Below are 25,827 nucleotides of genomic sequence, written 5' to 3' on the forward strand. Positions count from 1 at the left end.
CGCCTCAAACGCCGGCGGGGCTGGGGTGGCTCGGCTGGGGTTTGTGGGGGTGGATGGGGGTGGGGGTGGGGGAGTTGGCTGGTCGGAGGGGGTGGGGTGGGGGTGGGGGACGGTCGGGGGTGGGGAATCGTGGGTATGCTCGCCGCCATGTCACAGCCGCCTGCCGCCGCGTCGCGGGACGAGCCCGTCATACGGGAGCGCGGTGACGCCTGCCCCGGTGCGCTGCGGCTGCACGCGGCCGACGACGGGTTCCTGGCGCGGGTCCGGATACCCGGCGGGGCGCTGACCGTGCGGCAGGCCTCGCTGCTGGCGCTGGCCGCCGAGCGGTTCGGGGACGGGCACCTGGAGCTCACCTCGCGGGGGAACGTGCAGCTGCGCGGCCTCGCCGAGGGCTGCGGCGGCGGGCTCGCGGAGCTGCTCGACGACGCCGGGCTGCTGCCCGCGCCCAGCCACGAGCGGGTGCGCAACATCGTGGCCACGCCGATGTCCGGTGACGGGCAGCCGGGCCGGCCCGACGTGCTGCCCTGGGTCGGCGAGCTGGACCGGCTGCTGTGCGCGAACGCCCGGGTCGCCGCCCTCTCCGGCCGGTTCCTGTTCGCCTTCGACGACGGGCGCGGCGACGTGGCCGCCCTGGAGCCGGACGTGACCGTGCTCGCCCGGCCGCGGGGCCGGGCGCTGGTGCGGCTCGGGCCGGCCGCCGGCGCCGTGTCGGTGGCCGCGCAGGACGCCCCGCGTGCGGCGCTGCTCGCCGCCGAGTACTTCCTCGACGCCGCGGACGCGGCCGGCACCCGGGCCTGGCGGGTGGACGAGCTGCCCGCCGGACACGCCCTGGACGACGCCGAGTTCACCGCGCGCCTGACCGCCGCCGGGATCGGTGCGGTACGGGTTCCCGACGTGGCCTGGCCCTACTCGCCGCCGCCCGAGCCGCAGGCCGGCGGTACCGGCGTGCGCGGCACCCTGTGCGTCCTGCCCCCGCTGGGCCGGCTCACCTCCGGACAGTGGCGGGTCCTCGTACGGGCCGCCGATCCCGGCCGCGGGCTGCGCGTCACCCCGTGGCGGAGCGTCGTGCTTCCCGACGTCCCGCTCGACGCTCCCGTACGGGCCCTGGAGGGCGCCGGGCTCGTCGTATCGGCCGACAGTCCCTGGCGGTCCGTCACCGCCTGTACGGGGCGCCCCGGTTGCGCGAAGTCCCTCGCCGACGTGCGCGCCGACGCGCGAGCCGTCGTGGAGCGGGCGCGCGGGCCGCTGCCCGTGCACTGGTCCGGCTGCGAGCGCCGGTGCGGGCACCCGCGGGGGACTCGGTGGGTCGACGTCCTGGCCACACCGGACGACGGCTACCGGCTCTCCGTCCACGGGCGGGCCGTACCGCGTCGGACGGACTTGGCGGCTGCTCTCACCATCGCACGCGGCATCACTTCAGGGTCAGGGTCCGAGTCAGAGTCAGAGTCCGAGTCAGAGTCCGAAGACGCAGTGAAGAAATGAGCGAGTACAGAGTGTTCGAGTACGAGAAGGACGGCGCCGCGATCTACCGCCAGTCCTTTGCCACGATCCGCGCCGAGGCGGACCTCTCCGGGCTGCCCGCCTCCGTCGCGCAGGTCGCGGTGCGCATGATTCACGCGTGCGGCATGACCGACCTGCCCAAGGACCTGGGGTACACGCCCGAGGTGGTGCTGCGGGCGCGCGCCGCGCTCACCGCGGGCGCGCCGATCCTGTGCGACGTGCAGATGGTCGCCAGCGGCGTCACCCGCAAGCGGCTGCCCGCCGACAACGAGGTGATCTGCACCCTGTCCGACCCGGCCGTGCCCGAGCTCGCCGCGAAGATGGGGACCACGCGCAGCGCCGCCGCCCTCGAGGTCTGGCGCGACCGGGGCCTGCTGGAGGGGTCCGTGATCGCCGTCGGCAACGCCCCCACCGCCCTGTTCCGGCTGCTCGAGATGATCGAGGAGGGGGCCCCGCGCCCGGCCGCCGTCATCGGCGTGCCCGTCGGGTTCATCGGCGCCGCCGAGTCCAAGGACGCCCTCGCGGCGCACCCCTCCGGGCTCGACCACCTGATCGTGCGCGGCCGTCGCGGCGGCAGCGCCATCGCCGCCGCCGCGGTCAACGCCATCGCGAGCGTGGCCGAATGAGCGCGGAGCAGGCCAAGGGGCGGCTGTACGGGGTCGGGCTGGGGCCCGGCGATCCGAATCTGATGACGCTGCGGGCCGTCGAGGTGATCGGCGCGGCGGACGTCGTCGCCTATCACAGTGCGCGCCACGGCCGGTCCATCGCCCGCTCGATCGCCGCGAAGCACCTGCGCGAGAGCCAGATCGAGGAGCCGCTGGTCTATCCGGTCACCACCGAGACCACCGACCACCCGGGCGGCTACCAGGGCGCGATGGAGGAGTTCTACGAGTCCGCCGCCGCCCGGCTGGCCGCGCACCTCGACGCCGGCCGGACCGTGGCCGTCCTCGCGGAGGGCGATCCGCTCTTCTACAGCTCGTACATGCACATGCACAAGCGGCTCGCGCACCGGTACGACACCGAGGTGATCCCCGGTGTCACCTCCGTCAGCGCTGCCGCCGCCCGCCTCGGCACCCCGCTCGTGGAGGGCGAGGAGGTGCTGACGATCCTCCCCGGCACCCTGTCCGAGGAGGAGCTCACCGCCCGCCTGGCGGCCACCGACTCGGCGGTCGTGATGAAGCTCGGCCGGACCTTCCCCGCCGTGCGCGGGGCGATGGAGCGCAGCGGCCGGCTGGCCGAGGCCCGCTACGTCGAGCGCGCCACCATGGCCGGCGAGCGGACCGGGGTCCTCGCCGACACCGACCCGCAGTCCGTGCCGTACTTCGCGGTCGCCGTCGTGCCCAGCCGGATCGGCAACCCGGGCAGCGTGCCGGCCGGCCCCGGCGAGGTCGCGGTCGTCGGCACCGGCCCCGCCGGTCCGCTGTGGCTGACCCCCGAGACCCGGCGGGCCCTGGCCGACGCGGAGGTGCTGGTGGGGTACACCACCTACCTGGACCGGGTCCCGGTCCGGCCGGGCCAGATCCGGCACGGCTCCGACAACAAGGTGGAGTCCGAGCGCGCCGAGTTCGCCCTCGACCTCGCCCGGCGCGGACAGCGGGTGGCCGTGGTCTCCGGTGGCGACCCGGGGGTGTTCGCCATGGCCACGGCGGTCCTGGAGGTGGCCGGGCAGGCCGCGTACAAGGACGTGCCGGTACGGGTCCTGCCGGGGGTGACCGCGGCCAACGCGGCGGCCGCCGCGGCCGGCGCCCCGCTCGGCCACGACTACGCCACCATCTCCCTGTCGGACCGGCTCAAGCCGTGGGAGGTCATCGCGGAGCGGCTGCGCGCGGCCGCCTCCGCGGACCTGGTCCTCGCCCTGTACAACCCCGGCTCGCGCAGCCGGACCTGGCAGGTGGCGCAGGCCCGCGAGCTGCTGCTGGAGCTGCGTGCGCCGCAGACCCCGGTGGTCGTCGCCCGCGACGTGGGCGGGCCGGAGCAGTCGGTGCGGATCGTCACGCTCGCCGAACTGGAGCCGTCCGAGGTCGACATGCGCACGCTCCTGCTGATCGGCTCCTCGCAGACGCAGGTCACCGAGCGGGCCGACGGCTCCCGGATCACCTGGACGCCGCGCCGGTACCCGTGACCGGCTACCTCGTGAGCGGTACCCGTGACCGGTACCCCGTGGCCGGTACGTCGTGACGGGTACCTCGTGACCCTGCCCCGGCCTATCGCAGCGGCGGCATGGTGACCTTCGGGATCGACGGGTCGTTCGGGTTGAACGGCGGCGGCGTCCAGGGCTCGATCGGGGGCTTGGGCGGCGCCGGCGGCGGCGTGGGGCCGCTGTAGGGGTTCTGCGGCACCGCCGAGCGGCGCGGCGCGGCCGGCCGGGACGTCGCTGCGGCCGGCCGCCGCGACTCCTGCCCCTTCGCGGGGCCGGCGGCCGGGGCGGACGACGACGGCGTCTGAGCGGGCGGCGAGGGCGTGGCAGGGTCGGGCGTCGGCGATGCGGACGGCGAGGGCGGTGCGGGCGGGGCGGTGGTCGGCGGCACCGCGGCCGGGTTCCCGGCCGGTGCGCCGCCCGAGCACCCGGCGGCCAGCACGCCGCCGACCAGCAGGGCCGTCAGGGCCCCGGAGATTCTGCCGCCGGACCCCATGTCCGCCCCCTTCGTATGCCGTCGCCTTCGTACGCCTTCGTACGCCTTCGCCGCACGTACGAGCGATCAGCGCGCGTGATCGTAGCGCAGCCAGTGCAGGGCCGCGGCCACCGAGTCCGCCTCCGCCACGCCCTCCGGGACCGCGGGGCGGCGTACGACGAGGACCGGGATGCCCGCCTCGCGCGCGGCGGCGAGTTTGGGGGCGGTCGCCGAGCCTCCGCTGTCCTTGGTGACCAGGACGTCGATCCGGTGCCGGGCGAGCAGCTCCCGCTCGTCCTCCAGGGTGAACGGGCCCCGGTCCAGGAGGACTTCGAGCCGCGGAGGCACCGGAGGGGCCGGGGGGTCGACGGAACGCACCAGGAACCAGGTGCCGGTGAGGTGCGCGAACGAGTGCAGGCCCATCCGGCCGGTGGTCAGGAACGCCCGGCCGCCCAGGCCCGGCAGTACGGCGGCCGCGCCGGCGAGGGAGTCCGCGAAGGTCCAGGCGTCGCCCGGCCCGGGCGTCCAGCCGGGCCGGCGCAGCGCCAGCAGCGGGACCCCCGTCAGGGCCGCCGCGCCGGCCGCGTTGAAGCTCATGCGCTCCGCGAACGGGTGGGTGGCGTCGACCACGTCGGTGACCCCGTGCGCGGTGATCCACCGGGCCAGTCCGGCGGGCCCGCCGAAGCCGCCGATCCGGGTCTCGCCCGGCGGCAGCACGGGCGCGGCGACCCGACCGGCGAGGGAGGTCGTCACCCGCGCCGCCGTCCCCGCCAGCGCTTCCGCGAGGCGGCGGGCCTCCGTCGTGCCGCCCAGGATCAGGATGTGGCGGTCCGGGGCGCGGCCCGGTTCAGCAGACATGCCGGTCGCGCTCGGGCGAGTACAGGTGGCTGTCGCGGAACTGCTCGGCGCCCAGTGTGCGGCCCACCACGATGACCGCGGTGCGGACCAGCCCGTGCTCCTTCACCCGGTCCGCGATGTCGGCCAGCGTGCCGCGCAGGATCAGCTCGTCGGGGCGGCTGGCCATCGCCACCACCGCGACCGGGCACTCGGCGCCGTAGTGCGGCAGCAGTTCGTCCACGACCCGGTCCACGTAGCGGGTGGCCAGGTGCAGGACCAGCAGGGCGCCGCTGCGGCCCAGGGTGGCCAGGTCCTCGCCGGGCGGCATCGGCGTGGCCTGCTGGGCGATGCGGGTCAGGATCACCGTCTGGCCGACGGTGGGCACGGTCAGCTCCCGCTTCAGCGCGGCGGCCGCGGCGGCGAAGGCCGGGACGCCCGGGACGACCTCGTACGGGATGCCGGCCGCGTCGAGCCGCCGCATCTGCTCCGCGACGGCGCTGAAGATCGACGGGTCGCCGGAGTGGAGCCGCGCGACGTCCCGGCCCGCCGCGTGCGCCCGTACGCACTCGGCGATGATCTCGTCCAGGTTCAGCTGCGAGGTGTCGACCAGCCGGGCGTCCGGCGGGCACTCGGCCAGCAGTTCGCGCGGGACCAGGCTGCCCGCGTAGAGGCAGACGGGGGCGGCGGCCAGCGTCCGGGCACCGCGCACCGTGATCAGGTCGGCGGCGCCGGGGCCCGCGCCGATGAAGTACACGGTCATGCTTGATCCTTCTCGTTCGTCGACTTCGTCACCGACCACTGGGTGACCGGCATGGCCTGCCGCCAGCCCGTGAAACCGCCGACCGGCACCGCGTGCGCGACCGAGAGCTTCACCAGTTCGCCGCCGTGGCGCCGGTAGCGGTCGGTGAGGACCGCCTCCGACTCCAGGGTGACGGTGTTGACCACCAGCCGGCCGCCGGGGGCGAGCGCCGCCCAGGCCGCGTCCAGCAGCCCCGGCGCGGTCAGTCCGCCGCCGATGAACACCGCGTCGGGTGCGGGCAGCCCGTCGAGCGCGCCGGGCGCGGCGCCGACGACCACGCGCAGGCCGGGCACGCCCAGCGCCGCCGCGTTGCGGGTGATGCGGGCCGCCCGTTCCGGGACGCGCTCCACGGCCACCGCCCGGCACGAGGGGTGCGTGCGCATCCACTCGATGCCGATGGAACCGGAGCCTCCGCCGATGTCCCACAGCAGCTCGCCGGGGGCCGGGGCCAGCGCGCACAGGGTCGCGGCGCGCGCGCGGCGCTTGGTGAGCTGCCCGTCGTGCTCGTACGCGCCGTCCGGCAGGCCGGGGGTCGCGCCGAGCCTGGGCGCCGGGTGGGAGGGGTCCCGGCGGCAGTCCACGGCCACCACGTTCAGCGGGTCGCCCGGCGGGTGGTCCCAGCCGTCGGCGATGCCCTCGTACGAGTCCTCGCGCTCGGAGCCGAGCTGCTCCAGCACCCGGATCCGGCTCGGGCCGAAGCCCCGTTCCCGGAGCAGGGCGGCGATCTCGGCCGGGGAGGCCGCTCCGGCGCTGAGCACCAGCACCCGCCGCCCCTCGTGCAGGGCGGCCGCGAGCCGGGCCACCGGACGGCCGACGACCGTGACCACCTCGGTGTCCTCCACCGGCCAGCCCAGGCGGGCGCAGGCGTACGAGACGGAGGAGGGGTGCGGGTGGACCGCGAGCGCGTCCGGGCCGAGCTCCTCGGCGAGGGCGCGGCCGATCCCGTAGAACATCGGGTCGCCGCTGGCCAGCACCGCGATCCGGCGGCCCGCGTGCTCGGCCATCAGCTTCGGCACGGCCGGCCGCAGCGGGCTCGGCCACGCGACCCGCTCACCGGGGCACGGGCCGGCCGGCAGCAGGTCCAGCTGGCGCGGCCCGCCGATCAGGACCTGGGCCGAGGACAGCGCGGACCGCGCGGCGGCGGTGAGCCCGGCCCAGCCGTCGGCGCCGAGGCCGACGACCGTGACGGGTGCGGGGGGCGGTGCGGAGCTCACTGCGCGATACCTCGGAGGGGGAACGGGGGCGGGGAGGGGGGCGGACGAGGCGGGAGGGGGAGGTGGACGGGGATGGAGGCGAAGAAGGAGACGGGGATGGGGACGGGAAGCGGAGGGCTGGCCGACCGCAGCCTACTGGCCTGCGCGGACGCCCGTCCGGACACCCCCTGCCCGACCCCCTGCCCGACCCCCTCTCCCACCCCGCCCCCGACCCGGCTACCCTCGGTAACCCAACCGTCCCCGAGGGAGCTGCCATGCCCGGCTGGAACGCCACGCACATCCCCGATCAGAGCGGCCGGACCGCGGTCGTCACCGGGGCCAACGGCGGGATCGGCTACATCACCGCCCGGGAACTCGCACGGCGCGGCGCGAGCGTGGTGCTGGCCTGCCGCAGCGCCGCACGCGGCAAGGCCGCCGAGATCCGGCTGCGCGCCGAAGTGCCGGGCGCCGAGGTCGAGTTCATCGCGCTGGACCTCGCCGACCTGGCATCGGTACGGGAGTTCACCCACGAGCTGTCCCGCCGGTTCGCCGCCGCCGGATCCGCCATCACCGCGGCCGCCGCCCACCCCGGCTACGCCTCCACCAACCTGCACGCCGGCGCGACGCAGGACGGCGGCACGCTCTACGCGCGCGGGGTGGCGCTCGCCAACGACGTCGTCGCGCAGCCCGCCACCGGAGGCGCGCTGCCCACGCTGTACGCCGCCACCGCGCCCGGGGTCGGGCAGGACGCGTTCGTCGGCCCGCGGTTCGGATGGCGCGGCGCGCCCGTCCGTTCCTGGCGGGCGAAATGGACCCTCGACGACAAGTCCGGCGAACGGCTCTGGGCCGCTTCGGAGAAGCTCACAGGAGTCTCGTACGCATCTCTACCGCGCTGAACCTCCCGGGGCTAGCTTGCTACCCGTCGGTCACTTGTGGTCGTGGAGTCGCAGCCCCGAGGAGAGCCATGCGCCGGCGACGGCACCCGTACGGCGCTCTGGTCGCGGTTCGGCTCCGACCCCTCCACCTTCCCCAACAAGGGGGCCCGCACCGACCCGGACCCGTACTTCCACCAGCGGATCGGCTCGGGCACCGGCCACGGGCCGGCGCCGCTGGAGCTCTCGGTGTACCTCTGGGACCACGACGCCTCCTCCGCGGACGACCTGGTCGCGCGCGGCACCGCCGCCTGGGACCCGTACACCGACCGGCCGGGCACCCGTACCGGCGAGTTTCGCGGGGACGACGGCGGGCACGTGAAGGTCACCTGGACGGTGCTCTGCCCGTAGCCGCCCGCGGGACGGCCCGCCGGGTCCACAGGGTCCGCCTGGTCCGCCGGGCCCACCGGGTCCGCCGGGCCCACCGGGTCCGCCGGGCTCGCCCGGCGCGCGGGCCCGCGGCGCCCGGCGCGCCCCCGTCCGCCCCCGGGACGCCTCCGGGCGCCCCGGGCGGCACCTGACCGGGGCGGCCGGGGCGCCGGACACTCGGTGCCATGGACGACACTCCGGACAACCACCCAGAATCCCCCCGCGACCACGCGGTGGTACTCGGCGCCGGCCTGGCCTGGCCGGGCTGCCGGCGGCGCGGGTGCTCGCGGAGCGCTTCGCCCGCGTGACCGTGGTGGACCAGGACGAACTGCCCACCGGCGGCCCGGCGTTCCGGCCCGGCGTGCCGCAGTCCCGGCACGTGCACGTGCTGTGGTCGCGCGGTGTGGAGGTGATCGAGGAACTGCTGCCCGGGATCACGGACAAGCCGCTCGCGGGCGGGGCCGCTCTGCTGGAGTCGCCGAAGGACTTCCTGTGGCTGAGCCCCGCGGACTGGTTCCGCCCGCTCCCCGGTGCCCGGATCCTGCTCGGCAGCCGGGAGCTGCTCGACTGGACGGTACGCGGGGAGGTGCTGCGCGACCGGCGCATTCGGGTCCGGGACGGCTGCCCGGCCACCGGACTCCTCGGCGGGCCGGACGGCCGCTCGGTGACCGGTGTACAGCTGCGCGACGCCGACCCGCTGCGCGCGGCGTTCGTCGTCGACGCGACGGGACGCACCTCGAACGCCCCCGCCTGGCTCGCCGCCCTCGGACATCCCGCACCGCAGACCACCCGCTACGACTCCCATCTCGGGTTCGCCCGCAGCCTGCGCAGTCCGGTCATGTACGACGCCCTGCACGGCGCGGCGCCGCTGTCGTCGCCGATCGGCTTCCGGGGCACCGCCAACGAACGGCGGCACTACGAGCGCCTCACCCGGGGCCCGGGCCGGCTTCGTCGTGCCTACCCGGCCCACCACGGCCCGCCGGAGAGCGGCGCCGCAGCCTAGGCCGGGTCGGGCTCCGGCCGCAGGGAGCGCCAGATGAGCTCCGGGAGGTGGCGGGAGGCCTCCGCCAGGTCGATCTCGTACGTGCTGGACAGCCAGCGCCGGGCCGCCTCGGTGAGCGGGCCCATGACCATCACCTCGATCACCGGGGCCGGGAGCGCGGCGATCTCGCCGCGCTCCATGCGCACCTTCAGCCACTGCATGATGGTGGCGAACTTCTCCGCCTTGGCCGCCCCGATCTCCTCCGCGTGGGCCACGAGGTAGCCCGAGTAGGCCGAGGCGTGCAGGAACAGGGCGACGTCCCGGTGCTCCTGGGTGAAGCGCAGATAGGACGCCACCCACGACTGGACGCCGGTGCGGGCGGTCCGGCAGCGGGTCAGGGCGGCGACCATGTCGTCGCACAGCTGGTCCATGCACCGGATGTAGAGGGCGGCGGCCAGGCCGTCGAAGTTGCCGAAGTGGTGGTAGAGGCTGCCCAGGCTCACCCCGCTGGCCGAGACGACCGCGTTGACGGTGAACCCCTGCTGTCCGGACTCGGCGAACACCCGCAGCGCGGCGGTCAGGAGCTGGTCGACGGTGGCCTCGCCGCGTTGTTGCTTTGGAGACATGTCGATCCCGTCGGTGTCCGTGGGGGTAGCGGCCCGGACGGCCGTGCCGGAGAGCCTAGCAAGACCCGTAAATAGAGGGTCATTCTAGAAAAAGGTTTCAGCGCGGCAGGCCTAGGGCGCTGTCGCGCGGTCGTACAGGGCCCGGACGGCGTCCCCGAAGTAGCTGCTGTACGAGGTCATGTCGTCGCCCCCGCCGTCGCGGCCGCCGACCACCCCGATCAGCGTGTGCCCGTCGGTCAGCACCGGGCCGCCGCTCGTGCCGTTCGGTACGTCCGCGCAGTCGAACCGCAGCTGCGCCGGCCCGGCGGCGCGGGCGGTGCTGCGGCAGTCCAGCGGCTGCTCGGAGCCGTTGGGGTAGCCCACGAGCCGCGCGGGAACGGGCAGCTCGGGGCGGAAGGAGACCCGCAGGGCCCCGGTCATGTCCTCCAGCCGCTGGCCCGGATAGCCGGGGCGGCGCAGCCGGATGAAGGCGACGTCGTGGTCGGGGTCCTCGTCCGCGGTCCAGCGCGGGTCCACGTCGATCCGGGTGGGCACCCAGACGCCGTACGGGGCCACGCCGTCCCGGTAGCCGGGCGCGAAGGCCAGGTTGGTGCGGAAGCCGAAGGAGTACACGCAGTGGGCGGCGGTGACGATCAGGTCGCCCTGCGGCGAGTGGACCACCCCGGCCGAGCAGTGGTGGTCCGGGTCGCCGTCGGTGCCGGGGGAGAACAGCGCCCCGATGGCCGGCTCGGCCGGCGCGGGCCGCGCCTCCAGCGGGTCCGAGGGCTGCCACCCGCCGGAGCGCCAGTCCACCGGGGCGCCGCCGTCGGCGAAGGCCCCGCCGTCCGTCGGCGCGACCGGGTCCTCGCGCACGATCCCGTCCAGCACGGCGGCCGCCGTACGGTCGGCACGCTCGGGGTCCTGCTGGTAGACGCCCCGCGCCGGGTCCCCGTCCGCGCGGTTCGCGACCAGGCCGCGCAGCTCCCACAGGTACCGCCCGCCCACGAGGACGAGCGCGCCCAGGACGCAGACCAGCACGGTGACCCGTACGGCCCGTCCGTGCACCTTGCTGAACATCTGGTACTCCCGCCCCGCATCCGCATCCGCGTCCGACGCCCCGCCCGACGCCCCGTTCGATGGGGAGAGCCGCGGGTCGGGTTCCGCGATCCGGACGTGTCCGTTCTCACAGCGGCTCCCCGGCCGTCCGCACGTCACTCCCCGGCCTGCCATGCGTCATTCAACTCTCCTACGCTCCAGGCGACTCGAGCCGCACTGGAGCGAGCGACAGGAGCCGAAGCACGAAACTGCGAGACCGGATGACGGGCGCGGTGACCGAGGGACTTGCGGCGCTCGCCCTCGCCCTGGGCTGACCCCCGGCGGCCGGGCCCCGGCCGCGGCCCGCGGTCAGGGCCCCGGGTGCGAGGCCTCCAGCTGCCGGGCCGGGGGCCGCTCCCCGGCGGCGAGGCTCGCCTCGATCTCGTCGAGCGCGCGGCGGGCGGTGGCGATCCGCTCCCGGACGTCCCCGGCGTCCGCGAGGTCCTGCCCGCCCGCGGCCGGGCCCGCGAGCGGCCCCTTGGCCGGGCCGGGGGCCGGGCCCGGCGCCCGCTCGGCCTCGGCCTCCGCCTCGATCTCGCGGGCCTCGTCGAGGGAGTTCAGCACGACCCCGATCAGTACGTTCACCAGCACGAAGGACGCGAGCAGGGCGTACGAGGCGTAGTAGAGGATGCTGAGCCGCGAGATCTGCAGCCCGGCCCGCACCGCGTCGGTGAGCCCGTCGAGGGTGGTCAGCAGGAACAGGGTGAGCGCGGCGCGGCCCAGGGACCCGTAGTGCTGCGGGTCGGACTCCGCGAAGCAGACCCAGCCGACCATGGCGTACACGTACAGCACCAGCGCGCCGACGAACAGGAAGCTGGCGGTGCCCGGCAGGCTGCGGCCCACGGCGATCAGCAGGATGCGCAGGTGCGGCAGGAAGCGCGCGCTGCGCAGGACGCGGGCCAGCCGCAGCAGCCGCAGCAGGGTGGCGTTCTCGCGGACGACGGGGAGGAAGGCCGCGGCCACCACCGCGAGGTCGAAGAGGTTCCAGGGATCGCGGAAGAATGCTTTCGGCCGGTCGGCGTGCGCGCCGATCCGCAGCAGCATCTCCAGCGTGAACACCAGCAGGCAGGTCTCCTCCGCGGCCTCCAGCACCTGCCGGTACTCCCGGGCCGGCCCGCTGTACGTCTCCACGCCCATCAGCGCCGCGTTGAGCAGGATCACCGCGAAGACCGCCATGCCGAAGGCCGGGGCCTCCGTCACCACCCGGCACCGGGCCGCCAGTTTCACGCGGCCGCGTCGGGCCGGCATCGGGACTCTCATCGTGCTCCTCGTACGCGTCTTCGCCGCAGGACCGCGCCCGGCGGGGCGCGGTGGTCGTCCCTACTAACGCCACACACCCGATCGGGTTTCAGCGGGCCGCCCACGTCAACGCGCCGGGCGCCGCCGGAACGCCGAGCTCGGGCGGGCATGACACGCCCACGGCCGGGCCGGACGCGGTCGGATAGATTGCGTGGCCGTGACAACCACCACGCCGCACAGCGGTCGCATATTCGATGCCCTGAGCGCCGGCGCCGTCCAGAACACGGCCCAGCTGCGCGAGCTCTACGAGGAACCCAGCGAGCTGGTGCGCCGCAAGGCGGTGGACCGCATCCACGACGTCGCCCGCGCCGTGATCGGCCGGTCGTCGCTGGTGTTCATCGCCAGCGCGGGCGCCGCCGGCCACTGCGACGTGACCCCGCGGGGCGGTCCGGCCGGGTTCGTGTCCGTCCTGGACGAGTTCACCCTCGCCGTCCCCGACGCCACCGGCAACAAGCGGCTCGACAGCAGCCACAACATCGTGGAGACGGGCCGGGCCGGCCTGATCTTCGTCATCCCCGGACGCGCCACCACCCTGCGCGTCAACGGCAGGGCCTGCGTCACCGCCGACCCGGGCCTGCTGGAGCGGCTGACCGCCGTCGGCAAGCCGCCGCGCACCGCGATCGTGGTGGACGTGGAGGAGGTGTACCAGCACTGCCCCAAGGCCTTCCTGCGCGGCAACGCCTGGAAGCCCGAGCAGTGGCTCGCCGAGGACGCCGTCCCCAGCTCCGCCGAGGTCACCCGCTCCCACCTGGGCCTGCCGGAAGCGGCCATCGAGAAGATCCGCGAGAGCGAGCGCGAGTCCCTGCTGTACCGCTACGAATGAGCGTCAAGTCCGCTCGGCGAACAGTCGGTTGACCGGCAGAGCCGTCAAGCCTTGGGCACATATGCTCCGTTCGTACGCGCGTGCATCCGAACACCTCGCGAACCGTTAGGGGACCGCTCCGTGAGTGTCCGCATTCAACCCTCCTCCCAGGTCGACGAGACGGCCGAGTTGGGCGAGGGGACCACCATCTGGGATCTGGCGCAGGTACGGGAGGACGCCCGGCTCGGCCGCGGATGCATCGTGGGCCGCGGTGCCTACGTCGGACCGGGCGTGCGCATCGGCGACCACGTGAAGCTGCAGAACTACGCGCTGGTGTACGAGCCCGCCGTCCTGGGCGACGGGGTGTTCATCGGCCCCGCGGCGGTGCTCACCAACGACTTCTACCCCCGCGCGGTCGATCCCGACGGCCGGCAGAAGCGCGGCGGCGACTGGGAGGCCGCCGGGGTCGTGGTCGCCGAGGGGGCCTCGCTGGGCGCCCGCTCGGTGTGCGTGGCCGGGGTGCGCGTCGGGCGCTGGGCCCTGGTCGCGGCCGGGGCCGTGGTGTCCCGGGACGTACCCGACTTCGCCCTCGTCGCAGGGGTCCCGGCCCGCCGGATCGGCTGGGTGGGCCGGGCCGGGGTCCGGCTCGTGGAGCGCGAGGGCGAGCCGGGCGTCTGGGAGTGCCCGCGCACCGGCGCGCTGCACGAGGAGAAGGACGGTGCGCTGATCGAGCGCACCTGACGGAATGTCGGCAATTTAGGGCACCGGCATTTCCTCAAAACCACAATCAACGAACATCCGTGGGCATACCGTGTCCCTGCACAAGGGATCTGAGCAGGCAACAGGCCTGTTTCAGTGGGGGGTTGTACACGACGAGGGCACCGCGGGCAGAGCCGTGCGGCGCGGCTTCACCGCGCCCGCGCACACTGCCGTCGACGCGCGCGCTCCGGTCCGAGGCATCGCTGGGGGGTCCAGTCGGCGTCCGTCGGACGGCTCGTGCCGCAGGCGACAAGGGAGTCGCAGGCGCGGGCGTCGTCGTCACGCGCAATCCCCCTCCGCGGAGTGACGACCGCCAGGTCCGTCCGAGGAGTGATCAGAGGGGGTAGGTGTGTTGGAGCCGTACAGCTCGGACATACGGGGTGCGCGCAGCACCGGGGGAGTCGGGGTGGGGACCCGATGACCACCACACGATTAGCAGCACTGGCCCACGAGGACCGGCCGCTGCACGCCCTCGCCGAGCGGCTGCTCGCGCTGGCCGAGGCGGGACTGCCCGGGATGTACCTGCCGGGCGCCGAGAACTTCGTCTTCACCCGGGTGGGCAAGGCCTCGCCCGACGGCACCCGCGGCCTCGAACAGCGCGGAACCAGCACCCGGTACGCGGCCATCACCGCACTCGGCGCCCGGTTCCTGCCCGAAGACCGGCAGCGCCCGCTGTTCGGCGGACGCACCGCCCAGGAGTTCACCGGGGTGCTCGTCGAACGGCTGCCCGCCGTGACGAACCTGGGCGACGCGGCGCTCATCGCCTGGGCCGCCGCCGAAACCGGCCACCCCAAGCTCGCCGACGCCCTCGCCCGGGTGGCGGAGCTGGACCGGCCCGGGCAGCCGCAGTACACCGTCGAGGCGGCCTGGGTGCTCTCCGCCCTCACCGCCGCGCGCCGCACCGCGGACGTGGAGCGCCGCCTCGCCGCGGCCCGCGACCGGCTGCTCGCCGCCCGGATCGACGGCAGCCCGCTGTTCCCGCACGCCACCGGGCCCGGGCTGCTGCCCGGCTACCGCTCCCACGTGGCCTGCTTCGCCGACCAGACCTATCCGCTCCAGGCGCTGGCCCGGCTGCACGCGAGCGGCGGCGACCCGCAGGCCCTCGCCGCCGCCGACGCCTGCGCCGCCCGCATCTGCGCCCTGCAAGGGGACGGCGGACAGTGGTGGTGGCACTACGACGCCCGCCACGGCACCCTCGTCGAGGGCTACCCCGTCTACAGCGTCCACCAGCACGCGATGGCCCCGACCGCCCTGTTCGACCTCGCCGAAGCGGGCGGCACCGACTTCGGTGCGGAGATCCGCCGCGGGCTGCGCTGGATGACCGAGGTGCCCGAACTCGCCGGACCCGCCGGCACCCCGCGCGAGCCCATGATCCGCGAGGAGCTCGGCGTCACCTGGCGCAAGGTCTACCGCGGCGACCCCCGCAAGGCCGTGCGCGCCGCCCGGGGACTCACCACCCGGGTGGCCCCGCACGCGCGGCTCGCCCCGCTCGACCGGCTCTTCCGGCCCGTCGCGGTGGACCGCGAGTGCCGCCCGTACGAGTTCGGCTGGATGCTGTTCGCCTGGCTCGGGGGGCCGCAGGGATGACCAGGAGACACATCCTCTTCGGAGTCGGACTCGACGCCCTGACCATGGACGAGACCGTCCGGCGCTGCCTGGACGCGGTCCGCCGCGGCGAGCGGATCGAGATCGGCATGGTCAACGCCGCCAAGCTGGTCAACATGCGCCGCGACCCCCGCCTCGCCGAGGCGGTCGCCGGCTGCGACCTGGTCCTGGCCGACGGCCAGGCCGTGGTCTGGGCCGGGCGCGTGCTCGGCGTCCGGCTTCCCGAACGGGTCGCGGGAATCGACCTGTTCATGCGCCTGCTCGCCGCCGCCGAGGCCGCCGACATCTCCGTCTACCTGCTCGGCGCCCGGCAGCAGGTCCTGGAGATGATGCTCCGGCAGATCTCCGAGCGGTTCCCGAAACTGCGGGTCGCCGGCAGCCGCAACGGCTACTTCGCGGACTCCGAACAGGGCGCGGTCGCCGACGCCATCGCGGACACCCGCGCCCAGCTGCTGTTCCTCGGCATGACCTCGCCCAAGAAGGAGATCTTCACCGCCGGTTACGGCGACCGCACCGGCGCCCACGTGGTGCACGGCGTCGGCGGCTCCTTCGACATCCTCGCCGGGATCACCAAACGGGCTCCCGCGGTCTGGCAGCGGATGGGCCTCGAATGGTTCTACCGCACCCTCCAGGAGCCCCGCCGCCTCGGCAAGCGCTACCTCACCACCAACACCGCCTTCCTCCTCATGACGGTCCGCGAGCTCATCCGCCGCACCCCGTCTGCCGGTTCCGCGAACAGGAGTCACTGATGCGTGTCGTCGTCGTGGGACAGGGATACGTCGGCCTCCCGCTGGCCATCCGCGCCGCCGAGGTCGGCCACCAGGTCGTCGGGTACGACGTGGACGCGCGGCGGGTCAAGAGCCTCGCCGCCGGAGAGTCGTACGTGGAGGACGTCAGCTCCGAACGGCTGGCCCGGGCGCTCTCGCTCGGCACCTACCGGCCCACCGAACTGGCCCGGGACTGCGGCGGCTTCGACGTGGCCGTCGTCACCGTCCCGACCCCGTTACACGACGGGGCCCCCGACCTCCGCTACATAGAGGAGTCGGCGCACACCCTGGCCCGGTTCCTGCGGCCCGGCGCCACCGTGGTGCTCGAGTCCACCACCTACCCGGGCACCACCGAGGAACTCTTCGCGCCGATCCTCGAGGACGGCTCGGGGCTCACCGCCGGAGTCGACTTCCACCTCGGCTACAGCCCCGAGCGCATCGACCCCGGCAACGCCGTCTGGGGCTTCCAGCAGACGCCCAAGGTGGTCTCCGGAGTCGACGCCCGCTCCCTGAAGGCCGTCGAGGCCTTCTACGGGGACCTCGTCGACACCACGGTGCCGGTGAGCTCGCCCAAGGAGGCCGAGCTGGCCAAGCTGCTGGAGAACACCTTCCGGCACGTGAACATCGCGCTGGTCAACGAGATAGCGATGTTCGCCCGCCACCTCGACATCGACGTGTGGCAGGCCATCGAGGCCGCGTCCAGCAAGCCCTTCGGCTTCATGAAGTTCACCCCCGGACCGGGCGTCGGCGGGCACTGCCTGCCCATCGACCCCTCGTACCTGTCCTGGCGGGTGCAGCGCGAACTCGGCCAGAGCTTCCGCTTCGTCGAGCTCGCCAACGACATCAACAGCCACATGCCCGAGTACGTCACCCGACGCGTCATCGACGCGCTCAACTCCAAGCGCCGCTCGGTCAACGGCTCCCGGATCCTGCTGCTGGGGCTCGCGTACAAGAAGAACACCGGCGACGCGCGGGAGTCGCCCGCGGTGCGCGTCTCGCAACTGCTCCTCGACATGGGGGCCAAGGTGCGCGCGGCCGACCCGCACGTGGTCGAGAACATCAAGGTCGACGCCCGCCTCGTACGGGTCGAGCCCACCCGCAGGGAACTGGCGGCAGCCGACGTGGTGGTCCTGCTCACCGACCACGACTCCTTCGACTACCACCTGGTCACCGAGCACGCCTCCTTCGTCCTCGACTGCCGCAACCGGCTGTCCGGACCGACCGTGGAGGTGCTCTGAGCCATGGCAACGACGCCGACCACGGAAACCACTCCGACCACTGCGACCACGCCGACCGCGGGACGCACCGCCCGGATCATCTGCGTCGCCGGGGCCCGCCCCAACTACATGAAGATCAAACCGGTGATGGACGCACTGGAGCGCCGCGGCGCCGAGGTGGTCCTCGTCCACACCGGCCAGCACTACGACGAGTCCATGAACGAGGTGTTCTTCCGCGACCTCGCCATCCGCGCCCCGGACCGCTACCTGGGTGCCGGCTCCGGCAGCCACGCCCAGCAGACCGGCCGGGTGATGGCGGCCTTCGAGCCGCTGGTCGACGAGGTCGCCCCGGACGCCGTGGTGGTGGTCGGCGACATCAACTCCACCCTCGCCTGCGCCCTGGTGACCGCGAAGGCCGGCCCGCTGCTCGCCCACGTGGAAGCCGGGCTGCGCAGCCGCGACTGGGGCATGCCGGAGGAGGTCAACCGGGTCGCCACCGACCGGGTCAGCGACTACCTGCTGGCCCCCTCGCCCGACGCGGCCGAGAACCTGCGGGCGGAGGGCTACCGCGAGGACCAGATCCACGTCGTCGGCAACGTCATGATCGACACCCTGCTCGCCAACCTCGACCGGGCCCGGCGCTCGGACGTACTGGACCGGTACGGGCTCACCCGCGGCGGATACGGGCTGGTCACCCTGCACCGCCCGGCCAACGTGGACGACCCCGGCGCGCTGCGCGGCCTGCTGAAGGCCCTGGGCGAGATCGCCGGCCGCTGTCCGCTGCTGCTGCCCGTGCACCCGCGGGCCGCCGAGCGGCTCGCCGAAGCGGGAGTACCCGAAGGCATCCGGCTGGTGCCGGCCGCCGGGTACCTCGACTTCATCGCCCTGCAGGACTCCGCCCGCCTGGTGCTCACCGACTCCGGGGGCATCCAGGAGGAGACCACCGCCCTGGGCGTGCCCTGCGTGACCCTGCGCGACAACACCGAGCGCCCCATCACAGTCGAGCAGGGCACCAACATCCTCGCGGGCACCGATCCGGAGGCCATCGTGGCCACCGCCCAGCGGGTGCTCGACGATCCGCCCGCGCCCCGCTGCCCCGAGCTGTGGGACGGCCGCGCCGGAGACCGCATCGCCGGGGTCCTGCTGGACGGCGGGACCGCGCGGACGCGGCTCAGACCGACCGATCTCGTCCCGCGGCAACCGTAGTCACAAGAGGGGGAAGACCATGGACCTCGCCGAGATCTGGCGAGTCATGTGCAGGCGCTGGTACGTGCTGCTGCCCGGGCTGGCGATCACGGCGGCGCTCACCGCCGCCGTGTACCTGCTGGTTCCGGTGGAATACCGGTCGCAGAGCACGGTGACGCTCCTGAACTCGAAGAAGGCCACGGTGGCCTTCGACGGCAACCCCTTCCTGAGCACCCAGGCCTCGCTCACCGGAATGGCCGACGGCCTGGCCCGCAACCTCAACTCCGACGACTCCGTCGCGGACCTCAAGTCCCTCGGCGTCACCGGAGTGCACGAGGCGAAGATCGCCGACAACGCACAGGGCCCCTTCATGTGGCTGAGCGTCACCGGCACGGACCCGGCCGCCGTCCTGAAGTCGGACGAGATCCTCACCGCCTACGCCGAGAAGCGGCTGCAGGAGTTCCAGACCCAGCAGTCGGTGGCACCGGAGGCCATGATCCGGATGACGACGATCGTGCCCCCGCAGAAGCCGGAGGCGCAGACCAAGACCAGGCTCCAGTACCTGGTCATGGCAGGGGTACTGGGCTTCGTGCTCAGCCTGGTCGCGACCTTCTTCGTCGAGGCCCGCAGGCGGCGGCCCGGCAGGCACCGCCCCGCGGGCCTCACGGCGGGCACCGCCGGACCGGGGGCGGCACCGGCGGCCGGACCGGGCACGGGTCTCACGGCCGGGCAGCCGGCCGGACAAGCGGCCGGACGAGCGGCCGGACGAGCGGCCGGACAAGCGGCCGGACAAGCGGCCGGACAAGCGGCCGGACAAGCGGCCGGACAAGCGGCCGGACCGGCTGCCGGTCCCGCCGGGGGAGCGGTCGCGGACGGCTCCCCGGACACCGTCTCCGCCGGGTCCTCGCCGTGACCGGCGCCGCGGCGGCCGGTACGCGGACGGCCGCCCCCGCGCCGCCGCCCCCGTCCCTCGGCCGCAAGGTCGGCTCGGCGGCCCGGTGGAGCCTGGTCAACACCGTGGTCATGCGCCTCGGCAACTTCGCGACCGGCATCATCCTCGCCCGCTACTTCCTCGGCCCCGAGGCCTGGGGCGTGTACGGCATCGCCCAGACCGTCCTGCTCGTCCTGCTCTCCGCGAACGAACTCGGCGTCTCCCTGGCGATCGTGCGCTGGGAGGGCGACCCGCGCCGCTTCGCCCCGACCGTCCTCAGCCTGAGCGCGGCCTCCAGCTGCCTGCTGTACGCGGTGCTCTTCGCCCTCGCCCCGGCGGTCGCCGGGGTACTGGGCTCGCCCGAGGCCACCGGCGTCCTGCGGGTGATGTGCGTGGTCGTGGTCCTCGACGGCCTGTCCCAGGTGCCCGCCGGCTTCCTCACCCGCGCGTTCCAGCAGGGCCGGCGGATGGCCGTCGACGCGGTCAACTTCGTGCTCAGCACCACCGTGACCCTGCTGCTGGCCGTCCAGGGCTGGGGCGCGATGAGCTTCGCCTGGGGCGCCGTCGCCGGCAGCGCGGGCGCGCTCGCCGGCTGCTGCCTCGCGGCCCCCGGCACCCTCAGGTTCGGCTGGGACCGGGAACAGGCCCGCGCCCTGCTGCGGTTCGGGCTGCCGCTCGCCGGGGCCAGTCTGCTCGCCCTCGGCGTCGCCAACGTGCCGCCCATGGTGGTGGGTTCCACCCTGGACCAGCTGGCGCTCGGCTTCTACGTGCTCGCCTTCAACATCTCCGGATGGCCCGTGCGGATCGTCTCCGAAGCGGCCCGCCGCGTCTCCTTCGCCGGATTCTCCCGGCTGGCCGAGTCACCGAAGGTACTGGCCGACGGGTTCGGGCGCGGCCTCGCCGTCCTGGTCACGGCCACCGTCCCGCTCTGCGTGCTGCTGGCGGGCCTGGCCGGGCCGATCGTGGAGCTCGTCTACGGAGAGCGCTGGGGGCCCGCCGCCCGCGCCCTGCCCTGGCTGATGGCGCTCGGCCTGATCCGCATCGGCTGCGAACTCGCCTACGACTGCCTGGTGGCCATCGGGCACCGCCGCTCGCTGATCGCCGTCCAGGGCCTGTGGCTCCTCCTCCTGGTCCCCGTCCTCGTGGCGGGCGCCCGTACCGGCGGGATCGCCGGGGTGGCCCAGGGCCAGGTGCTGGTCGCCGCGGTCGTCGTGGTGCCCGTCTACCTCGTCGCCCTGCACCGCGGCGGCATCCGCTTCGCCGTCGTCGCCCGGGCCTGCGCCTGGCCCTTCCTCGGCGGAGTCGTGATGTCCGCCGTGGTCCTCGGCCTGGCGCACCGGCTCGGCGGCGGGGTACTCGCCCTCGCCGCGACCGCGGCCGCCGGCACCCTCGCGTACGCGCTGTGCGTCCTGCCCAGCCGCGGCCACCTGCGCGGCACCTCGTGATCCGCGACCGGAGGCGGCTCGCGGCCTGGGCGTTCGCCGTGGTGCTGCTGGCCGTCGTACTCGCCTGGTGGCAGGCCGACCGGACCGGTGCGGGCGATCCGTCGGCCGGGCCGCCGCCCGCCCCGTCGCCCGCACCCTCCGCGTCCGCCGCCGCCACACCGCCCGGCACGCCCTCCGCGACACCGTCCGCGTCCCCGTCCGACACCGGTACGGGCACCGCCGCACCCCCGGCCGGCCCCGGCACCCCCTCCCCGAAGAACTGCGCCGCACCCGGCGACTGCGGATACCCCGACGCGCGGAGCACCGGCCCGCGGATCGCCCTGGAGCGGCACGACACGGGGAACATGACCGTCAGGAAGGACGGCACGGTCATCAAGGGCTGGGACATCCGCGGCTCCCTCGACATCTACGCCAACGACGTCACCGTCATCGACAGCCGGATCACCTCGGCCAACTGGTGGGGGATCAACCTGCGCCCCGGCTTCAGCGGGCTGAAGGTCCTGCACACCACCATCACGGCCGTACCGGGCAAGGGCCCCGACAACGGCGGGGTGAACTACGCGGTCTCCAACATGGGCGGCAGCTCCATCGAGGTCGGCTGGTGCGACATCTCGGTGTTCGGCAACGCCCTGTCCATGGGCCAGGGCGACCTGCACGACAACTACGTGCACGACATCGTCGCGTTCCGCAACCAGGGCGGCGAATGGCAGCACACCGACGCCGTGATCAGCGGAGGCGGCAACAAGGGCCGGCTGACCATCCGTCACAACACCCTGCTCAACTCCACCGCCGTGGACCGCGGAGCCACCGCCGCCGTCGGCCTGTTCGCCGACACGGGCACCGTCACCTCCGTCGTCGTCGAGGGCAACTGGCTGGCCGGCGGAGCGTACGCGCTCTACGGCGGCGGCCCCGGCGCGACCGGCATCCAGGTCACGGACAACGTCTTCTCCACCCAGTACCACCCCAACAGCGGGGCCTACGGTCCCGTCACCGCCTGGAACGCGGGCGGCGCGGGCAACGTGTGGCGGGGCAACCGCATGTCCGACGGCAGACCCGTCACCCCCCAACCCGCCGGCTGACGAAGGTGAGTCCATGATGCGCCGTCTCGCGCGCGCCCCCTGGGAACTGCTCAAGCGCGCCTTCGGCTGGCTGGTGCTCTTCGAGGCGCGCAACAAGATCCTGCTCGCCCCCTCCGCCGTCCGGCTGCGGCGGTTCGAGGACGCCGAGACGGCCCGGCTCGCCGCCGTGCTCGGCCGGCCCCCGGCCGCCCTCGTCGCCACCGTGATCGCCACCCACCGGCGCCCCGAGGCGCTGCGCGCGGCGGTCCGCTCCGCGCTGGAGCAGACCGTGGCCGACCAGGTGGTCATCGTGGTCGACGACGGCGCGGGACTGCCCGAACTCAAGCGGCACCCACGGCTGTTCGCGGTGTCCCTGGCCCGCAACACGGCCACCGCGGGCGTCGTGCGCAACGTGGGCATCCGGCTCACCCGCTCGCGGTACGTGGCCTTCCTGGACGACGACAACCTGTGGGAGCCCGACCACCTGGAGCAGGCCCTCGCGGCGCTGGAGCCGGCCGGCGGACCCGACGCCGTGTACACCGCGCTGCGCAGGGTGCTGCCCGACGGCACGGAGCGCGACGTCCTGTCGGTGCCCTTCGACCGCCGCCGCGCCGCCCGCGAGGCCTTCCTGGACACCAACGCCTTCGTCGCGCGCCGCACCCGGGCCCTGCACTTCAGCAGGCTGCGCCGCACCCCCGAGGTGCTGCCCCGGGAGGACTGGGAGCTCGTCCGCCGCTACGCCCGCCGGCACGAGGTGCGCCACCTGCCCCGCCCCACCGTCCGCTACCTGGTCAACCCGGAGAGCTTCTACACGGCCTGGGACGGCCCGGCCGGCTAGGGGCCGGGGGTGGCGCGCAGGGCGGAGCGGCCGGCCAGGGCCCTGGCGGCGGCGCGGTTCGCCGGGCGGCCGAGCGCCGCGCGCGAGGCCTCCCGCAGGAGCACGGCCATCCGGAAGGCGGCCGTCGCCGCAGGTCCGTGCCGGCGCCCGTAGAGCCGTACGCGGTTGAGCGTGAGCAGGGTCCACAGCCGGGGCGACACCCGGGAGTCCCCGCCGAGGTGGGTGGCGGACGCCGCGGGCTCCAGGCGGGTGCGGAAGCCGAGGTCGCGGGCCCGCAGGCAGTAGTCGGTCTCCTCCGAGTAGAGGAAGAAGGACTCGTCCCAGGGGCCGCACGCGTCCAGGCATCCCCGGGACAGGGCCATCAGCGCCCCGGTCGCCCAGTCCGCGACCGTCGCCCGCTCGTACACGGACGGATCGGTGACCAGCTCGCTCCAGTTCGGGAACCGCCCGGCACGGCGGTTGCCCAGCACCGCCTCGCCGAGCGCCCGGGTCACCCGGGACTCGCGGCGCAGCGACAGCAGCAGCGTCCGCCCGTCCTCCTCGTACAGCAGCGGGACGCTGATCCCGACCCGGCCGCCGCCGGACAGCGGGGCGCCGAGCGCGTCCACGAGCACCTTGGCGCAGCCGCGCCGCATCCGGACGTCCGGATTGCACACCAGGGCCGCGCGGAAGCCGCCCTCCCACCCGGCGGCGGCTCCGAGGGCCGCGTTCACCCCGGCCGCGTAGCCGGCGTTGCGGCCGGTCTGGACGACCGTCGCGTCCGGGGCCAGCGAGCGGACCAGGTCCACGGTGCCGTCGGCGGAGTCGTTGTCGGCGACGACCAGCCGCCAGTCCAGGCCGGCCATGCCCTCCGGCAGCGAGGCGAGGAACTCCGGGAGCACGGCGGAGCTGTTCCAGGTGACCACGAGGACCGCTACGGGGCCGGTACCGGGGTCCGGTCGGCGGGCGGCTGGCTGGTTGGGCTGCATGGGGTCTCCACGGTTGCGGGCTCCGGCGCCGTACGCCGGAGGAACCCGAGGTAGCTGCCTCCGGCGGCGATCGTCAGGAAGAACATTCCGGCGAACATCGGGAAGCTGAGGGCGTCGAAGGTGGCGGCGATGACGAGGGAGACCAGGGCCGAGGCGAAGAAGGCCTGCCCCAGCTCCCGGTCGGACTCGGTGCGGGCCAGCCTGCGGATGGCGCCGCCCTGGTGGATGCCGGTGAACAGCAGGACCAGGAGCGCGAGCAGCCCCACGAGGCCCATTTCCGCCAGGGTGAGCATGTACTGGTTGTCGGTGAAGAAGAACAGCTCGGGCAGGAAGGTCCCGAAGCCCCGCCCGAACAGGGGGCGTTCGTCGAGGTAGGGGACGATCGCGCTGTACTTGACGGTACGGGCCTGGGTGCTGCTGTCGGAGTTCGTCAGGAACGAGGCGAAGAGCGCGGTGATGGTCCCGATCAGCCCGGGAATGATCACCTTGAAGCAGGCCACCGCACCGATCAGCAGGCCGATCGCGCTCCACCGGCGCTCCGGCTTCCAGCGCAGCACCATCACCAGCACCACGATGAGCGCCCCGATGATGGAGGTCCGCGACACCGTCAGCGGCAGCGCGCCCCCCATCAGCACCACGGGGCCCCAGCGGCGCCAGGCCCTCAGGTGCCGCCGTACCGGATCGAGGGCCTGCTGCACGGCGAACGGCAGCAGGATGGCGAGCATCCCGCCGAACTCCAGGGGCTGCGCGGTGGTGGAGCGCGGCCGGGTGAAGGAACCCCGGTCCAGGGTGGTGATCTGGGCGACGGCGGACTGGAGCCCCGGGATGCTGATCTTGTCGGCGATGTTGGTCGCGGTGAAGAAGTCGTGGAAGCCGATCGCGGCCACCACCGCCCCCATCACCACGGCCCGCCGCAGCAGCACGTCCAGGCGCGAGCGGTCCTGGATCCCGGCGGAGACCAGCACCACCAGGGACACCCACACGAGCAGCCCGATCAGGCCGCGGTCCGCCGCGAGGACCTCCTTCTGCGAGGCGGCGCGCAGGGCGTTCGCGAGGTACGAGGCCAGTACCGAGACGGCCAGCACGCCCATCACCACCCGGGGCAGCCGGGTGCCGGGCGCGGGGCGGATCCGGCCGGTGAACCAGGCCGCCAGATACCAGAACAGGCCGAGCAGGGCGTAGACGTTGGCGGGGGTGCCCACCCCGCCGAGCCCCGGCAGGGTCAGGTTCGAGGGGATGAAGAAGGCCAGCGCCAGATAGCCGGTGAGCACGGCGGTGGCGTCCAGCTGACGGCCGCGGGGCAGCCTGCGCCGGCGCCCCTTGCGCTGCGCCCCCGCGGAGGCTGCCGCGCGCCTGCGGCGCAGGGCACCCAGCAGGCCGTCGGTCACGAAGGAGAGCGTGAAGCCGGCGGTGGTGCCGAGGATGACGACCCCCAGCACCTGCTGGTAGCGGCTCTTGAGCTGCGGAACCGGGGTCTGCGGCAGCACCACCGGGGCGGTCTGCACGAAGTACGCGGGCTGCACCTTGGCCGCCGCCTGGAGGGCGTTGAGCTGCTCGCCGGCGAACTCGGTGAGCGTGGTGGTCTCCCTGAGCACCTTCGCCCGGTCCGTCCCGGTGACGGTCAGGGTGAGCATCGGTCCCGAGGTGTTCGCCGCGAAACCCACGGTATAGGGGTCCGTCACGCCGAGGGCGTGCAGATCGCGTGCCGCGTCGGTCCCCGACAGGGTCCTGATCAGCACGTCCGCGGTCACCACCAGCGAACCGCCGGCGTTCGCGATGGGATTGCCGAAGGCGGGGGCCAGCTCGGCCACCGCGGCGGAGTCGATCAGCGCCACCGAGCTCTGCGACTGGTACGACACCGGCACCGACCGGTAGAGGTGCAGGCCCGCGAGGAGGCTGATCAGGGTCAGCGGCAGCATCACGTACCAACGGCGCCGCAGCACCGCCACTATGTCACCGATGCTCACGAACACCCCGCCCGCATAACGGATTTGATGGCGGGCCTGCCCGTGTCCTGGGAGGATTGATC

Annotated in this window: 25 protein-coding genes; 16 read left to right on the forward strand and 9 right to left on the reverse strand. The window is 74.3% G+C overall.

Annotated features, from left to right (window positions below; genetic code table 11):
- The first annotated feature begins 147 nt into the window (after window positions 1-147).
- Genes ACFWP3_RS32570 through ACFWP3_RS32580 form a run of 3 tightly spaced genes read left to right on the forward strand, consistent with a single transcriptional unit; the run spans window position 148 to window position 3,622 of the window.
- Window positions 148-1,482 (forward strand): cobalamin biosynthesis protein CobG, encoded by a 1,335-nt coding sequence (locus ACFWP3_RS32570; protein ID WP_384228246.1) that lies wholly within the window; start codon window positions 148-150, stop codon window positions 1,480-1,482.
- Window positions 1,479-2,126, forward strand: a complete 648-nt coding sequence (locus tag ACFWP3_RS32575) for a precorrin-8X methylmutase (RefSeq protein ID WP_384228248.1) — start codon at window positions 1,479-1,481, stop codon at window positions 2,124-2,126. The genes ACFWP3_RS32570 and ACFWP3_RS32575 overlap by 4 nt, the downstream gene beginning before the upstream one ends.
- Window positions 2,123-3,622, forward strand: coding sequence for a precorrin-2 C(20)-methyltransferase (locus ACFWP3_RS32580; protein ID WP_384228249.1), 1,500 nt, complete (start codon window positions 2,123-2,125; stop codon window positions 3,620-3,622). Before ACFWP3_RS32575 ends, ACFWP3_RS32580 begins: the two co-directional genes overlap by 4 nt.
- 82 nt (window positions 3,623-3,704) lie before the next feature.
- On the opposite strand, the gene ACFWP3_RS32585 is transcribed toward ACFWP3_RS32580, so the two are convergent.
- From ACFWP3_RS32585 to cbiE, 4 genes are all read right to left on the reverse strand, one after another.
- Window positions 3,705-4,133: a hypothetical protein gene (locus ACFWP3_RS32585; protein WP_384228251.1), complete on the reverse strand. Its 429-nt coding sequence runs from the start codon at window positions 4,131-4,133 to the stop codon at window positions 3,705-3,707.
- Window positions 4,134-4,199: 66 nt separating this feature from the next.
- A complete protein-coding gene (locus ACFWP3_RS32590) occupies window positions 4,200-4,970 on the reverse strand; it encodes a cobalt-precorrin-6A reductase (RefSeq protein WP_384228253.1) in 771 nt (256 codons plus the stop codon).
- A complete protein-coding gene (cobM, locus tag ACFWP3_RS32595) occupies window positions 4,960-5,709 on the reverse strand; it encodes a precorrin-4 C(11)-methyltransferase (protein WP_384228255.1) in 750 nt (249 codons plus the stop codon). The genes ACFWP3_RS32590 and cobM overlap by 11 nt, the downstream gene beginning before the upstream one ends.
- The gene (gene cbiE, locus ACFWP3_RS32600) at window positions 5,706-6,962 is read right to left on the reverse strand and encodes a precorrin-6y C5,15-methyltransferase (decarboxylating) subunit CbiE (RefSeq protein WP_384228257.1); all 1,257 of its coding nucleotides are present in this window, start codon (window positions 6,960-6,962) and stop codon (window positions 5,706-5,708) included. The genes cobM and cbiE overlap by 4 nt, the downstream gene beginning before the upstream one ends.
- A 254-nt stretch (window positions 6,963-7,216) precedes the next feature.
- On the opposite strand from cbiE, the gene ACFWP3_RS32605 reads away from it, so the two are divergent.
- From ACFWP3_RS32605 to ACFWP3_RS32615, 3 genes are all read left to right on the forward strand, one after another.
- Window positions 7,217-7,837, forward strand: coding sequence for an SDR family NAD(P)-dependent oxidoreductase (locus ACFWP3_RS32605; protein ID WP_384228259.1), 621 nt, complete (start codon window positions 7,217-7,219; stop codon window positions 7,835-7,837).
- Between the two features lie 42 nt (window positions 7,838-7,879).
- Complete coding sequence (locus tag ACFWP3_RS32610) at window positions 7,880-8,224, forward strand: hypothetical protein (protein WP_384228261.1); 345 nt, start codon at window positions 7,880-7,882, stop codon at window positions 8,222-8,224.
- 298 nt (window positions 8,225-8,522) lie between these two features.
- A complete protein-coding gene (locus ACFWP3_RS32615) occupies window positions 8,523-9,245 on the forward strand; it encodes a hypothetical protein (RefSeq protein ID WP_384228263.1) in 723 nt (240 codons plus the stop codon).
- On the opposite strand, the gene ACFWP3_RS32620 is transcribed toward ACFWP3_RS32615, so the two are convergent.
- From ACFWP3_RS32620 to ACFWP3_RS32630, 3 genes are all read right to left on the reverse strand, one after another.
- Entirely contained in the window at window positions 9,242-9,850 is a 609-nt protein-coding gene (locus tag ACFWP3_RS32620) for a TetR/AcrR family transcriptional regulator (RefSeq protein ID WP_384228265.1), read from the reverse strand. The genes ACFWP3_RS32615 and ACFWP3_RS32620 overlap by 4 nt on opposite strands.
- Window positions 9,851-9,961: 111 nt before the next feature.
- Window positions 9,962-10,906 carry a trypsin-like serine peptidase gene (locus tag ACFWP3_RS32625; RefSeq protein ID WP_384228267.1) on the reverse strand — a complete coding sequence of 315 codons (945 nt, stop codon included), beginning with the start codon at window positions 10,904-10,906 and terminating at the stop codon, window positions 9,962-9,964.
- 327 nt (window positions 10,907-11,233) lie between these two features.
- Window positions 11,234-12,172, reverse strand: coding sequence for an ion transporter (locus tag ACFWP3_RS32630; RefSeq protein ID WP_384228268.1), 939 nt, complete (start codon window positions 12,170-12,172; stop codon window positions 11,234-11,236).
- 208 nt (window positions 12,173-12,380) lie between these two features.
- Here ACFWP3_RS32630 and ACFWP3_RS32635 point away from each other — a divergent pair, with 208 nt between their 5' ends.
- The 10 genes from ACFWP3_RS32635 to ACFWP3_RS32680 all read left to right on the forward strand — a co-directional run bounded on the left by ACFWP3_RS32635 (window position 12,381) and on the right by ACFWP3_RS32680 (window position 22,830).
- Complete coding sequence (locus ACFWP3_RS32635) at window positions 12,381-13,046, forward strand: MSMEG_1061 family FMN-dependent PPOX-type flavoprotein (protein ID WP_384228270.1); 666 nt, start codon at window positions 12,381-12,383, stop codon at window positions 13,044-13,046.
- Between the two features lie 120 nt (window positions 13,047-13,166).
- Entirely contained in the window at window positions 13,167-13,766 is a 600-nt protein-coding gene (locus tag ACFWP3_RS32640) for an acyltransferase (protein WP_362303043.1), read from the forward strand.
- 435 nt (window positions 13,767-14,201) lie between these two features.
- Complete coding sequence (locus ACFWP3_RS32645) at window positions 14,202-15,371, forward strand: hypothetical protein (RefSeq protein ID WP_384228273.1); 1,170 nt, start codon at window positions 14,202-14,204, stop codon at window positions 15,369-15,371.
- Entirely contained in the window at window positions 15,368-16,138 is a 771-nt protein-coding gene (locus ACFWP3_RS32650) for a WecB/TagA/CpsF family glycosyltransferase (RefSeq protein ID WP_384228275.1), read from the forward strand. Before ACFWP3_RS32645 ends, ACFWP3_RS32650 begins: the two co-directional genes overlap by 4 nt.
- The gene (locus ACFWP3_RS32655; protein ID WP_384228277.1) at window positions 16,138-17,394 is read left to right on the forward strand and encodes a nucleotide sugar dehydrogenase; all 1,257 of its coding nucleotides are present in this window, start codon (window positions 16,138-16,140) and stop codon (window positions 17,392-17,394) included. Before ACFWP3_RS32650 ends, ACFWP3_RS32655 begins: the two co-directional genes overlap by 1 nt.
- Window positions 17,395-17,397: 3 nt before the next feature.
- Window positions 17,398-18,579 (forward strand): non-hydrolyzing UDP-N-acetylglucosamine 2-epimerase, encoded by a 1,182-nt coding sequence (wecB, locus tag ACFWP3_RS32660; protein WP_384228278.1) that lies wholly within the window; start codon window positions 17,398-17,400, stop codon window positions 18,577-18,579.
- A gap of 19 nt (window positions 18,580-18,598) precedes the next feature.
- The gene (locus ACFWP3_RS32665; protein ID WP_384228280.1) at window positions 18,599-19,471 is read left to right on the forward strand and encodes a chain length determinant protein; all 873 of its coding nucleotides are present in this window, start codon (window positions 18,599-18,601) and stop codon (window positions 19,469-19,471) included.
- On the forward strand, window positions 19,468-20,934 hold the full coding sequence (locus ACFWP3_RS32670) for an oligosaccharide flippase family protein (protein ID WP_384228282.1): 1,467 nt from the start codon (window positions 19,468-19,470) through the stop codon (window positions 20,932-20,934). Before ACFWP3_RS32665 ends, ACFWP3_RS32670 begins: the two co-directional genes overlap by 4 nt.
- Window positions 20,931-22,013 (forward strand): hypothetical protein, encoded by a 1,083-nt coding sequence (locus tag ACFWP3_RS32675; RefSeq protein WP_384228284.1) that lies wholly within the window; start codon window positions 20,931-20,933, stop codon window positions 22,011-22,013. The genes ACFWP3_RS32670 and ACFWP3_RS32675 overlap by 4 nt, the downstream gene beginning before the upstream one ends.
- Window positions 22,014-22,026: 13 nt before the next feature.
- Window positions 22,027-22,830 carry a glycosyltransferase family 2 protein gene (locus tag ACFWP3_RS32680; RefSeq protein ID WP_384228286.1) on the forward strand — a complete coding sequence of 268 codons (804 nt, stop codon included), beginning with the start codon at window positions 22,027-22,029 and terminating at the stop codon, window positions 22,828-22,830.
- Here ACFWP3_RS32680 and ACFWP3_RS32685 read toward each other — a convergent pair.
- On the reverse strand, window positions 22,827-23,798 hold the full coding sequence (locus tag ACFWP3_RS32685) for a glycosyltransferase (protein ID WP_384228288.1): 972 nt from the start codon (window positions 23,796-23,798) through the stop codon (window positions 22,827-22,829). The genes ACFWP3_RS32680 and ACFWP3_RS32685 overlap by 4 nt on opposite strands.
- Window positions 23,744-25,771, reverse strand: coding sequence for an O-antigen ligase family protein (locus ACFWP3_RS32690; protein ID WP_384228290.1), 2,028 nt, complete (start codon window positions 25,769-25,771; stop codon window positions 23,744-23,746). The genes ACFWP3_RS32685 and ACFWP3_RS32690 overlap by 55 nt, the downstream gene beginning before the upstream one ends.
- Between the last annotated feature and the right edge of the window lie 56 nt (window positions 25,772-25,827).

This window comes from Streptomyces sp. NPDC058525, assembly GCF_042719495.1.
Lineage (GTDB): Bacteria > Actinomycetota > Actinomycetes > Streptomycetales > Streptomycetaceae > Streptomyces.

Excerpts from the sequence above, each read along its gene's own strand:
- ACFWP3_RS32570 (WP_384228246.1), top strand. The coding sequence starts at position 148 with ATGTCACAGCCGCCTGCCGCCGCGTCGCGGGACGAGCCCGTCATACGG.
- ACFWP3_RS32575 (WP_384228248.1), top strand. The coding sequence starts at position 1,479 with ATGAGCGAGTACAGAGTGTTCGAGTACGAGAAGGACGGCGCCGCGATC.
- ACFWP3_RS32580 (WP_384228249.1), top strand. The coding sequence starts at position 2,123 with ATGAGCGCGGAGCAGGCCAAGGGGCGGCTGTACGGGGTCGGGCTGGGG.
- ACFWP3_RS32585 (WP_384228251.1), bottom strand. The coding sequence starts at position 4,133 with ATGGGGTCCGGCGGCAGAATCTCCGGGGCCCTGACGGCCCTGCTGGTC.
- ACFWP3_RS32590 (WP_384228253.1), bottom strand. The coding sequence starts at position 4,970 with ATGTCTGCTGAACCGGGCCGCGCCCCGGACCGCCACATCCTGATCCTG.
- cobM (WP_384228255.1), bottom strand. The coding sequence starts at position 5,709 with ATGACCGTGTACTTCATCGGCGCGGGCCCCGGCGCCGCCGACCTGATC.
- ACFWP3_RS32605 (WP_384228259.1), top strand. The coding sequence starts at position 7,217 with ATGCCCGGCTGGAACGCCACGCACATCCCCGATCAGAGCGGCCGGACC.
- ACFWP3_RS32620 (WP_384228265.1), bottom strand. The coding sequence starts at position 9,850 with ATGTCTCCAAAGCAACAACGCGGCGAGGCCACCGTCGACCAGCTCCTG.
- ACFWP3_RS32625 (WP_384228267.1), bottom strand. The coding sequence starts at position 10,906 with ATGTTCAGCAAGGTGCACGGACGGGCCGTACGGGTCACCGTGCTGGTC.
- ACFWP3_RS32630 (WP_384228268.1), bottom strand. The coding sequence starts at position 12,172 with ATGCCGGCCCGACGCGGCCGCGTGAAACTGGCGGCCCGGTGCCGGGTG.
- ACFWP3_RS32645 (WP_384228273.1), top strand. The coding sequence starts at position 14,202 with ATGACCACCACACGATTAGCAGCACTGGCCCACGAGGACCGGCCGCTG.
- ACFWP3_RS32650 (WP_384228275.1), top strand. The coding sequence starts at position 15,368 with ATGACCAGGAGACACATCCTCTTCGGAGTCGGACTCGACGCCCTGACC.
- ACFWP3_RS32655 (WP_384228277.1), top strand. The coding sequence starts at position 16,138 with ATGCGTGTCGTCGTCGTGGGACAGGGATACGTCGGCCTCCCGCTGGCC.
- wecB (WP_384228278.1), top strand. The coding sequence starts at position 17,398 with ATGGCAACGACGCCGACCACGGAAACCACTCCGACCACTGCGACCACG.
- ACFWP3_RS32665 (WP_384228280.1), top strand. The coding sequence starts at position 18,599 with ATGGACCTCGCCGAGATCTGGCGAGTCATGTGCAGGCGCTGGTACGTG.
- ACFWP3_RS32680 (WP_384228286.1), top strand. The coding sequence starts at position 22,027 with ATGATGCGCCGTCTCGCGCGCGCCCCCTGGGAACTGCTCAAGCGCGCC.
- ACFWP3_RS32685 (WP_384228288.1), bottom strand. The coding sequence starts at position 23,798 with ATGCAGCCCAACCAGCCAGCCGCCCGCCGACCGGACCCCGGTACCGGC.